At 37.0% G+C, this 12348-nt stretch carries 5 protein-coding genes; 4 read left to right on the top strand and 1 reads right to left on the bottom strand.

The genetic code is table 11. From position 1 onward, the window contains the following. Nucleotides 1–111: 111 nt before the first annotated feature. From ABD682_RS06380 to ABD682_RS06370, 3 genes are all read left to right on the top strand, one after another. Nucleotides 112–3372 (top strand): SusC/RagA family TonB-linked outer membrane protein, encoded by a 3261-nt coding sequence (locus ABD682_RS06380; protein ID WP_344740242.1) that lies wholly within the window; start codon nucleotides 112–114, stop codon nucleotides 3370–3372. An 11-nt stretch (nucleotides 3373–3383) separates the two neighbouring features. After that, nucleotides 3384–4808 carry a SusD/RagB family nutrient-binding outer membrane lipoprotein gene (locus ABD682_RS06375; RefSeq protein ID WP_344740240.1) on the top strand — a complete coding sequence of 475 codons (1425 nt, stop codon included), beginning with the start codon at nucleotides 3384–3386 and terminating at the stop codon, nucleotides 4806–4808. Nucleotides 4809–4941: 133 nt separating this feature from the next. Continuing rightward, complete coding sequence (locus ABD682_RS06370; RefSeq protein ID WP_344740238.1) at nucleotides 4942–5778, top strand: dienelactone hydrolase family protein; 837 nt, start codon at nucleotides 4942–4944, stop codon at nucleotides 5776–5778. Nucleotides 5779–5780: 2 nt separating this feature from the next. On the opposite strand, the gene ABD682_RS06365 is transcribed toward ABD682_RS06370, so the two are convergent. After that, on the bottom strand, nucleotides 5781–8534 hold the full coding sequence (locus ABD682_RS06365; protein ID WP_344740236.1) for a T9SS type B sorting domain-containing protein: 2754 nt from the start codon (nucleotides 8532–8534) through the stop codon (nucleotides 5781–5783). Nucleotides 8535–9083: 549 nt separating this feature from the next. On the opposite strand from ABD682_RS06365, the gene ABD682_RS06360 reads away from it, so the two are divergent. Beyond that, on the top strand, nucleotides 9084–12341 hold the full coding sequence (locus ABD682_RS06360) for a SusC/RagA family TonB-linked outer membrane protein (RefSeq protein ID WP_344740234.1): 3258 nt from the start codon (nucleotides 9084–9086) through the stop codon (nucleotides 12339–12341). Nucleotides 12342–12348: the final 7 nt, after the last annotated feature.

The following is a 12348-nucleotide window of genomic DNA, read 5'->3' as shown; positions in this document are numbered from 1 at the left end:
TCTTTCATATCCTTTAAATTTAGATGCCAAAAGCAAAATTTAACCGTTATTTATTGTTTAATTAACTTTTTATTATGATTTTTGGCATTGACTAATTCAAATAATTATAAAATGAAAACAAAGTTTAGTGGAATTCTAACGCTATTACTAGCGTTTGTCGTGCAACTAACATTTGCACAAGAAAAGACAGTTTCAGGAACGGTGACCGATGCTTCGGGCTTACCACTTCCTGGTGCCACTGTTTTAGTAAAAGGTACAGCTAATGGTACCTCAACAGATTTCGACGGTAATTATTCTATTCAAACAAGTCAAGGTTCTACCTTGGTTTTTAGTTTTGTAGGGTATACAACCAAAGAAGTTGTTGTAGGGGCCTCCAGTACCATTAACGTTCAGATGTCTGAGGATGCTGAAGCCCTTGAAGAAGTGGTGGTAACAGCCTTAGGTATTAAAAGAGAGAAAAAGAGTTTAGGTTATGCCACTCAGGAGGTTGCGGGTGATGCCGTATCGAAGGTACAAAGCCAAAACTTCGTGAACTCTCTTTCCGGTAAAGTTGCCGGTCTGGACATTAAAGCATCTGGTACCTTAGGTGGTTCTGTAAACGCGGTGATTCGTGGTAATGCATCGATTGCAGGAAACAACCAGGCGCTATTTGTTGTAGATGGTGTGCCAATTAACAACGATACGCCAAACACAGGTAGCCAGGCTACTGGACGTGGTGGTTATGACTTTGGTAACGCTGCCGGAGATATTAACCCAGATGACATTGAGTCCATCAACGTATTGAAAGGTGCTGCTGCATCTGCATTATACGGTTCTAGAGCTGCCAACGGTGTAATCATGATTACAACTAAAAAAGGAAGCAAGAACAAAGGTCTTGGTGTTACCATCAATTCAAGTTTAATGATGGGTACAGTTGATAAAACAACTTTACCAACATACCAGAAAAAATATGGAGCTGGTTACGGTCCGTTTTACGATGGCCCTGGAAACTATTTTGGATTATATGATGTAAATGGTGATGGAATTGATGATGTAACAACAGTATTTACAGAAGATGCATCTTACGGTGCCGCTTTCGATCCTAACTTATTAGTGTATCAATGGAATTCTGTTTACCCGGAATTAGATACTTACAAACAAGCTACACCATGGGTAGCAGGTGCTCATGATCCAAACTATGTTTGGGAAACATCTACAACTGCAGTTAATTCTGTATCCCTTGATGGTGGTAGTGAAACTGGTTCATTCCGTTTAGGTTTAACCAACATGATGCAAACTGGTAACTTACCAAATTCAGAGGTTAAAAGAAACTCTATCAACTTTAATGGATCTCAGGATTTAACTGATAAATTAACAGTTTCTACGGTTTTCAACTTTACTAAAACTGATGGTAAAGGACGTTACGGTACAGGTTATGACTCCAACAACATCATGCAACAGTTCAGACAATGGTCGCAAATGAACGTTGATTTTAAAGAGCAAAAAGAAAGTTATTTCGCAACAAGACAGAATACAACTTGGAACGTTTACGGATTTGATAATCCAACACCAATTTACTCTGATAACCCATACTGGACATTCTACGAAAACTACGAAACCGATACAAGAAATCGTTTCTTTGGTAACGTTGTTCTAGATTATGAATTAACAGATTGGTTGTCAGTTATGGGCCGATTCACTTTCGACTCTTATGCTGAATTACAAGAAGAGAGAACAAACGTTGGAAGTTCTAACATTCCAGATTATACAAGAAGAAACAGAAATGTATCTGAGTATAACTACGATTTAATGTTGAACTTCAATAAAGATTTAACTGAGAAATTAAATCTTGCAGGTACAGTAGGTTTCACATTAAGAAGAAATGATTGGAACACTATCACTGGTACTACCAACGATGGTTTATTATTAAAAAGCTTATATTCTCTTTCAAACAGCTCAGGACCTATTACAACTGCTGAGTATGACGCAACCAAAATGGTTGACGGTATTTATGGACAAGCAAGTTTAGGATATGACAATTTTGCTTACATAGAAGGAACTTACCGTGTAGATAGATCATCTGCTCTTCCAAAAGCGAAAAACACTTATGATTACTGGTCTATTACAGGATCTTTGATTTTCTCGCAAATTATGGACGCAGATTGGTTGAGCTTCGGTAAATTAAGAGGAAACTACGGTATCGTAGGTAATGATACTGATCCATACAGAGTATTCAACTCTTACAATATTGTAACACCTCCATTTAATGGTGGTTTAGCAAGTAACCCGGGAGCACGTTCAAATCGTAATTTATTACCTGAAGAACAGAAAAACTGGGAAATTGGTTTAGAAATGAAGTTCTTGGATAACCGTTTAGGATTTGATGTAACGTACTACGATGCTAAAAACATCAACCAGATTACAAGTGTACCGGTATCAAATGCTACAGGTTATACATCGGCATTACTTAACGCAGGTACTATTCAAAACAAAGGTTGGGAAGTACAATTCAATGTAACGCCAATCAAACTTGAAAATTTTGCCTGGGATGTAACTTTAAACTGGGCTAAGAACGAAAGTTTAGTTGTTGAGCTTACTGATGGTATAGACAACTTACAGTTAGGTTCTTTCCAAGGTGGTGTATCGTTGAATGCAACTCCTGGTCAGCCTTACGGTACTATTAGAGGTAGAGACTATGTTTACACTAACGGTCAGCCAACTATTTATACAGCAGATGACGCTCCTAGTGGATCTTATGTAGGTGCTTACCAAAGAACAAGTGATAATAACGTAGTAATTGGAGATATTAACCCTGATTGGACGGGTGGTGTTTTCAACAGTTTCACATACAAAAATCTTAACTTAAGTTTCTTAATCGATATCCAAAAAGGAGGTGATGTATTCTCTCTTGATACTTGGTATGGTTATGCAACTGGTTTATACGATTTCTCTGCTGGAACTAACGATCTAGGCAACCCTGTAAGAGATCCTATTACTGGAACTGCCGGTAACTACGGTGCTGATAGTGGTGGTGTTATTTTACCAGGTGTAAATGCTGACGGATCTCCAAACCAAACAAGAAACTATGTAGGTTGGTACGCCAACGGTTGGGGATATGCCCGGGCTCCTAATGCAGCTCACGTTTATGATGCTGGATTTGTAAAACTGAGAGAGGTAAGTTTAACTTACAACTTCACTGATAATATATTAGGTAAAACTCCATTTACTAGTGCTTCGTTATCAGTAATCGGTAGAAACTTATGGATCATTGACAAGAGTGTTCCTTATGCAGACCCAGAAGCTGGTTTAGGTGCGGGTAACATTCAAGGATACCAATCAGGTTCATATCCAGCGGTAAAAGAAGTTGGAGCTAATCTTAAACTTAAGTTCTAAAAAAATAAATTATGAGAAAAATATTTATAACAATTTTATCTCTGGTAGTCTTGGCGTCATGTATGAGTGACAACCAATATGAGAACTACAACAGAGATCCGAAAAATCCAACTCAGGTTGACGCGGCATTCCTTTTTAATGACGCTATGAAGAGTTTGGTAGATCAAATGACGAGCACCAACGTAAACACGAATGTTTACAGGATGTTTAGTCAATATTGGACAGAAACCACGTATACAGATGAGGCGAACTTCGATTTAACGAATAGAAATATTCCTCAAAATCACTGGTCTGAAATGTACAGAGATGTATTATTAGACTTAACAGACGCTCAGAACATAGTTATGGAAAGTGATATGTCAGCAGCAGATAAAACTGTAAGAATGGCACAAACTGAAGTACTTTTAGTTTATACGTGGCAACAAATGGTAGATACCTTTGGAGACATTCCTTATTCTCAAGCTTTGGATGCCGGTACCTATCCACTTCCTGCTTATGATGACGCAGCTACAATTTATACTGATTTATTATCTCGTATAGATGCAGCTATTGCAGACCTTGGTGGAAGCGGTGAAGGTTTCTCTATCGATAACCTATATGGTGGTGATGTAAGTGCTTGGCACAAATTTGCAGCATCATTAAAATTAAGAATAGGTATCCGTTTAGCTGATTCAAATGCTACAGTTGCTAAATCTGCTGTTGAAAGTGCTTATAGTGCTGGTGTATTTAGCTCAAACGCAGATAATGCATCATTCGTTTATTTAGGAACTTCGAATCCAAACCCAGTTTGGACTTCATTAGTGCAGTCTGGTAGAAACGATTTCGTAGCTGCGAATACCCTGGTAGATATCATGAATGGATTAGATGATCCAAGAAGACCTGTTTACTTTAACGAGAACTTAGGGCCTGATACGTACGACGGCGGTCCTTACGGAGAAAACAACTCTTACGAAAGTTATACTCACGTAGGTGACATGCTAACTGATCCAACGAATCCAGCTTCCTTAATGGATTACGCAGAGGTATCTTTTTACCTTGCTGATGCTGCAGCCAGAGGTTGGTCTGTTGGAGGTACTGCTGAAGAACACTACAATAACGGGATCACAGCATCTTTCGATTATTGGGGTGTAGCAGACGTTGCATCTTATTTAGCCAAGCCTGAAGTAGCATACGCTACAGCTTCGGGAGACTGGAGAGAAAAAATAGGTACGCAATTTTGGTTGGCTATGTACAACAGAGGTTTTGAGGGATGGACAGTTTGGAGAATGTACGATGCTCCTACTCTAAATCTTCCTGCTATTAGTGGATTACCTGTACCAACACGTTACACATATCCAGTAAACGAACAAAACTTAAATGAAGCTAACTGGATGGCAGGTTCAACTGCTATCGGTGGTGACGAGCAAACAACTAAATTATTCTGGGACGCTAATTAATTCCTAAATAATTTTGTTAATAATTTTAAAAGCTGCTCCAATTGGGGCAGCTTTTTTTATTTAAATATTTGTTATTGTAACAATTACCATTAATTTCAGTCTTAATAAAAAGAAGAACTTTAAAAAAACCAAAATGAACCAACTAAAAACGATAGGCATAATTGCGGCTATGGTAATCAGTCTGGTAGGCTGTAATAAATCCGATGTAAATTTTGAAGGAGAATTTGATAATACAGGCGGTAATACAAACCCAGACCTACCGCGTACTGAACAAGATGTTCGAAATGATTTCCAAAACTTAAACTTACAACCAGGTATAAACGATGTTCAGCTAGAATCCTTAACAGAAGGTCTCTTTTGGAAATTTAGGGTTATTGTACCTGAAGGTGCCAGCGACACCAACAAAAAACCACTCATTTTTAATTTACATGGATCAGCACGAACGGTATCAGCCGATATTCATAAAAGTACGGGTTGTTTAATTGAACCTGCAACCGATGGGATTTTAGATGCCTATATTATTAGTCCCAACAGCGATGGGAAATTGTGGTATGAGGTAAATAATCAAATTCAGATATTAGCCCTCTATGATCTTGCTACCTCTTACCTATATGTTGATACAACAAAAACAGCTATAACAGGCTACAGTGATGGCGGCAATGGAAGCTGGTTCTATATGCAATATTTCCCTGATATGTTTTCAGCCGCAATTCCAATGGCTACCTCTTATAATACGGTTAAAAATGATGGCTCCATAGAAGCCATTCAAAAACCGTTGTATGTCATTCACGGGGAGAACGATCAATTATTTCCATTAGCCACTACACAAGGTTACGTAGATGCCTCTATTAACGCTGGTTCAGACATCACCTTTGTGGTAGCACCGGGATTAGACCATTACCAGCCATGCGATTACGTTTCATATTTACGGGATGGTATTGAATGGCTGACAAATACAGTTTGGAATTAAAACTAAATTTTAAGTGAAAAATGCCCTCTGTATTCTTCGCCGTTCGGTAATTGCATATAATACCAATAATCGTCAGGTGTTAAAAGTTTACCATTGAAGGTCCCGTCCCAACCTGCGGTAAGGAATGGATTGAATGTCTTTAACAACTTACCATAACGATCAAATATTTTGATGTAGAGTACACTAATATCGTATTTATCACGATCTAGGCCATAAACATTCCAAACATCATTAGATCCGTCATTGTTTGGCGTAAAATATTTTGGAAAGCCGAAAATATAAAATGATTTTGATACCATTTGACAACTATTCGCATCTTTTACGAACAACTCATGTTCCCCTTCCCTGATACCTGTAAATAATCCTGAATCCTGAAATTCACCATTAGGATCATCTAAAGCATACAGAAAAACTTCTGTTGGTGTATTGCCAAGAGCAACATTGATACTATGCCCATCAATATTTAGATCCTGAATCAAAGGTAATTCGTATTCTTTCACATTTACTAAAACGGTTTGTTCACAATCAACGTTCGGGTCATAAACCAGAACTTCATAAGCTCCGGGTGCCTCTACCATTATTTCCGGTGTTGTAGCGCCTGTATTCCATATATAAGAATAATCATTCCGCAGTGCTGGATTCATTCCTGACGAAATTGTATACGGATATTCTGTTTTACAAATTTGAATATCCTGATCAGCTAACTCCGGAAACGACTTCACAAAAAGTTGTAAAGTCCCCTCGCCGTAGCAACTATTGTCTGATTCAACACGAATATAAATATCGTCTGTATTTGAAGCGTATATATCTGGTAAGTTATTACGTCCAACCGCAGCTGCACTGGCCGTTTTATAAAACGTAATTTCTACATTGGTAGAAAGATTCAATTGACTTTTGATTTCAGCAGCCTTAGCGGCTAAATCAAAATCAGCAACACCATCGTTATCATAATCGCAGGAAAAAAGTTCTTGAACACCTACATTTACAGGTTGTGTGGTTTTTAGTTTTACTGTGGCAAGGTTATAACAATCTGAAGTTAACCCATATACTTTGGCATACAATACTTCATCCGGCGATTGATTTTTATAGATTGGACCAAGCCCATTTACTTTAAGCGTATCGTTAACAGCGTCATTTTGGGTGTGATAATAAAATACTTTAACATCAGCTCCATTACCCAGGCTTATCGGCTCATTAGCTTGATCTAAATCGAAGGTAGCTATACCATCATTGGGGTCGCCGTCATAAGAATCACATTGAACCAAATCGTATGTCGTATCTAAAACCTGGGGTGCTTCCTGAATAAAAATAGACTTAATAAAGGGATCGCGTTTCACCCCGTTTTGAAATAAAGTTAAACTTACCTGGTAATTTCCTGGCACAGTATATTCATGATAAGGTTCTTCTAAAGTAGATGTTTCACCATCTCCAAAGTCCCAAAGCACAGTGTCATAAACGTCATCTGTTGTAATGTAAAAATGGGTTGCATCACCTAAACAAGTAAATTCGTAATCGAATGTAAAGAGGAAAATAGATTGTATGAAAGGTGGTAATCCCAGTCGGACATATTTGTTATTTCCACCAAGGCCAACTGAATTCTCAGAATAATTACAAGCCGTTCCCGGAATATCCGGATTATCAATTACAGATAGACTTGTACCAACAGTAGCTACCTTGTACCCCGCCCTATATATTTTTCCATTAAGAGCTAATTGCAAAGCCCCCGCTATATTTTGAGTCGTGCTTATTGTTTTTCTGGAATTTGCAACATTAGAACTAGTAACGTCATATTGAAACAAATTTCCTTCAACAAAATCGTCTGATTCATTAAAAACATTATTTGTAATATACAATAACTTCGAATTTGGGGAAAACTCCACCCCATACGGATAGGCGTTCGTTAATAAAATTCTTTGGTTTGTTACGCCGCCACTTGAGTCATCAAAATCATAAAGTAAAACTTTTCCTGATTTTTTTCGTCCGGAACGCGGGCTACCGGCAAACGTTGAACTATGGGCAATTGCGAGTTTACTGCCATCGGGAGACGCTTTTAAGTAGCCTATTGCAGAAATATTTACACCTTCGGCATTTATAACAGGATTTACAGATTCCGGAACTGTAGAAATTACGGGATTAACATTTACACCGTTATAGTCAACCTTGAAAGCTAAAAACTTATTTATAAAATAGGTAATCACCCAAATAGAGGTTCCATCACTATGGGCTACTGCAGTAATCTTTTCTGTAGATTTGAACTCCTTCTCGGTGGCGTTGTTAGGGTTGTAGGTAATCAACGGTGTGTTTTTGGTACCGGGCACAATATCTCCAAATCCATTATTCAAATTCAGATCCACCTCAGAGTAATTGACACCATGTATTTCAGGCACATCTTTTAAATAATAACTAGGAAGATCTACAGTAAAAATGTAGTAATGCGTTGTTGTTCCGGGTTTTGGGATAATAATTGCCGACTCGGTGCTTGAACTATGACCAAATAGTCCAAAACCATTAGGCATTAAATCATGTTTCCTGTCCCAAACTTGAACACCATCCGTGTAGAATAAAAGATCTCCATTTGAATTTGAGATGGTAGCACAACCTTCACTTGTAGACAGCTTCCCATCCAACAAAGGTGTTGGTGTATTGGTTTTGAATTGCATACCAGCAAAAACACCAAAATACCAGTTCGCAGATTCCTTTTGGGCGAAGCCCATAGAAGCCATAAGAAAAACAATTATAACTAGTAATTTTTTCAAAAGAAGTAGTGTTAGCAGTGTAGTAGAGCTATTTAAAAATTAAATTTCAAATAAGTCTCGAAAATTTTGTTTGTTGATTGATTTTTTGAAAGTACATAATTTAAGCTTGAGTATCAAAAAAAACCGATAAAATTGAAATTCAAACTGAGAAAATGATAAAAAATATATTTTTATGTTCAGGAGTTTGACAAAAAATAGATTACAAATTAAAGCTCTTTTCAAAAAACAACACAAAAACCTTGAAGATTAACTCATTATTCAAATTCTAATTTAGAAGAAACTCGTCAGATATATTTTTGAAAAATAAGCATTTTTAACAGCGTTTAATTCAAGTAAAATCCTAACAAAATATTGAAAAATCTACCTTAAAACTTTAATATTAATATCAGTTTTTTCTTACCCCTGTGTTAAATTTTTAAGGAATACTGCCTAATTCCTCAATTTTACCTCAAATTTTAACGGTGTTTTGTTGTTTTATTAACTATTTATTAAGATTTTTGGACTTGACTAACTCTAATAATTATAATAATGAAAACAAAGTTTAGTGGATTGCTAACGCTTTTACTGGCGTTTGTGGTGCAAATTTCTTTTGCACAAGAAAAAACAATTTCAGGTACGGTATCAGATGCAACTGGCCTCCCTTTACCTGGAGCTACTGTTTTAATTAAAGGTACCTCTACAGGTACATCAACAGATTTTGATGGAAAATACTCAATTAAAGCTGCACAGGGTTCTACCTTAGTGTTCACTTTTGTTGGGTATACCACAAGAGAAGTTGCAGTAGGTAGCTCTAACACGATCAATGTAACTATGGAAGAAAGCACAGAATCGCTTGAAGAAGTTCTGATCGTAGGTTATGGTACCTCTACCAAACAAGCCTTTGCAGGTACTGTGAAAACGGTTGATGCCAAGGAATTAGAAATTAAAAACGTTTCTAACATTTCTCAAGCATTAAATGGTGAGGTTGCCGGTGTAACTGTAATTAATACTTCGGGACAACCTGGTACAACATCAACAGTACGAATCAGAGGTTATGGTTCTGTTAACGGTAACAGAAGTCCGCTTTATGTGGTTGACGGTGTTCCGTACAATGGTAGTTTGAATGCTATTGCTCCATCGGATATTAAAAGTACAACCGTGTTAAAAGATGCAACTGCAACTGCTATTTATGGTTCTCGTGGTGCTAACGGTGTAATTTTAATCAATACAAAATCAGGGTCTTCTAAAGATTCTTACATTGAAGTTGAAGTTAAAACCGGTATCAACGATCAGTTAATTCCGCGTTATAACGTTATCAGAAATCCTGAACAGTATATCGGTCTTGCATGGGAAGGTATTTATAACAGAGGTGTTATTTCTGGTCAGGCTGATCCCGTTGCATTTGCCAACGCAAACTTATTTAGCGCTGGGTATTTAGATCCGGGGTACAACATGTGGAATGTAAATTCTGCCAGCGAATTAATTGACCCTGTAACTCATACTGTAAGACCTAATGTAACTAGAAGATATACACCACTTTTATACTCAGACGCTGCCTTTGATTCTGCTTACAGAAAAGAAGGAAGTTTAAGAATGGGCGGTGGATCAGATAAATCTAACTACTACTTTTCTTTGGGTTATTTGAATGATGACGGATACGCCATCAACACTGGTTATGACCGTTATAATACCCGTTTAAAAGTTGATTCAGATATCAAAAAATGGCTAAATATTGGTGCAAACTTAGGTTATGCTTATTCTATTAGTAGAAATAACGGACAAACTGTAGGTTCTGAAAACGTGTTTGAATTTGCAGATAAAACAGCACCTATTTTCCCAGTATTTTTAAGAGATGATAACTACCAGTTAGTACCAGATCCTATTTTTGGCGGTAATGTGTATGACTTTGGTAATATTTCAGGATATCGTGCTAGAAACCAATCAGACGGGTTAAACCCAATTGCTACGGCATTATATGACCGTGTTGGTTTTAAAAGACACGAATTGAACACCAATTTATCTATGAATATTACATTCACTGATTATTTGACATTAGAAACTCGTTACGGTTCTCAATACTCTATTGAGCATTACAAAAATTATTCTAACCCTTTTTATGGAGGAGGATCAACAGGTGATAACCCTGGAAGTTTGTTTGTTAGAGATAGAGAACGCTGGAATCAGAACTTTTTGCAATTATTAAGATTTAATAAAAAGTTTGGAGATCACTCTGTTGAAGCATTAGCAGCTCACGAAACTACTGATTTTACATTTCACGAATCAACTCAATCTAAAGCCTTGGTTGTTGTGGATGGTTTGTTAGAACTGGATAACTTCCTTTTTAACCTATCGCCTCCTACTGGTTTTGAAGAAGGTTTCAGCATTGAATCATATTTCTCTCAAATCAATTATAACTATAGAGATAAGTACTTCTTAACCGCATCGTTAAGAACTGATGGATCTTCAAGATTTGTTAATGATAAATGGGGAACATTTGGATCTGTTGGAGCTGCCTGGGTAGTTTCAAATGAGGACTTCATGAAAAATACCATTTTCTCTTTCTTAAAGGTGAAAGGTTCTTACGGTGTGAATGGTGATCAAGCCGGTTTAGGTTATTATGATGGTTATGACACGTTTACAACATCTTTATTAAATGGTATTGCTATTTCTGCGAATACAAATGGTAACCCTGATCTAACATGGGAAACTTCGAAAATGTTCCAAGCTGGTGTTGAATTTAGCCTGGGATCATTTTTAGACGGTAGTGTTGACTACTACGACAAAAGAACTGATAATTTATTATTTGATAGACGTGTAGGACCTTCTGCAGGTATTGCTGTAATTACGGTTAACGACGGAGAATTAACTAATAAAGGTATAGAATTTGATTTAACCGGTCATATCATTGATAACAAAGACTTTACTTTAGACCTTACGGCTAATGGTGAGATCTTAACCAATGAGATTACTAGAATGCCTTTAGACCCTGCTACAGGAGAACAGAAGATTTTAGATAACTCTGCCGCATTTTACGGTTACTCTGTAGGTCGATCTATCTTTGATTTTTATATGAGAGAATATGCAGGTGTTGACCCTTCAAATGGAGCACCAATGTGGTACCAATATTATGATGATATCAACAATAACAACGTATTAGATGCGGGTGAACCTTCATCTAACTCAAATAGTCCTTGGGTTCCGGTAGATACAAATCTTCAAAACAGAACTGGTTCTATTGTAGAGTATCAAACTTTAGTGCCTGGAGCTAATATCAAAAAAAGAACGACTACAAACTATGCTGATGCCGCTAATGTTTATATAAACAAAAGTGCAATTCCAGATTTACGTGGTGCTTTCAGATTAGCAAGTACGTTTGGTAACTTTAATTTTGCAGCTCAGTTTACTTACAGTATTGGAGGTTGGGCATATGATGCGCAATACGCAGAATTAATGAGTGACCGTTTTGGTACTTTAGGTAATAACTACCACCAAGACATTCTAAACAGATGGATGCAACCAGGTGATATTACTAGTGTACCAAGATTAGCCGACGGTATTGACCAAAACAGTACTTCTACGTCATCTCGTTTTTTAACAAAAACAGATTATTTAGCACTTAACAACGTTTTACTTGGCTATACATTCCCAGAAAAATTCATTAAGAATACAGGTATTAATTCCTTAAATATTTGGGCTTCTGGAGATAATTTATTTATCAAAACCAAGAGAAACGGTTTCAACCCAACTACTAGTGAAAGTGGTAACTCAGGTCGTAGACTTTACGCTCCTTTAAGTACTTTCACCTTAGGTGTTAGAGTTAAATTTTAAAAAAAAA

The organism is Gaetbulibacter aestuarii (assembly GCF_039537665.1).
GTDB classification, from domain to species: domain Bacteria; phylum Bacteroidota; class Bacteroidia; order Flavobacteriales; family Flavobacteriaceae; genus Gaetbulibacter_A; species Gaetbulibacter_A aestuarii.
The sequence above is the reverse complement of the archived record's forward strand: the minus strand, read 5'-3'. Positions and strand labels throughout refer to the sequence as shown.

What these genes read in the sequence shown, in the direction of transcription:
- ABD682_RS06380 (WP_344740242.1), top strand. Translation starts at nt 112, where the DNA reads ATGAAAACAAAGTTTAGTGGAATTCTAACGCTATTACTAGCGTTTGTC.
- ABD682_RS06375 (WP_344740240.1), top strand. Translation starts at nt 3,384, where the DNA reads ATGAGAAAAATATTTATAACAATTTTATCTCTGGTAGTCTTGGCGTCA.
- ABD682_RS06370 (WP_344740238.1), top strand. Translation starts at nt 4,942, where the DNA reads ATGAACCAACTAAAAACGATAGGCATAATTGCGGCTATGGTAATCAGT.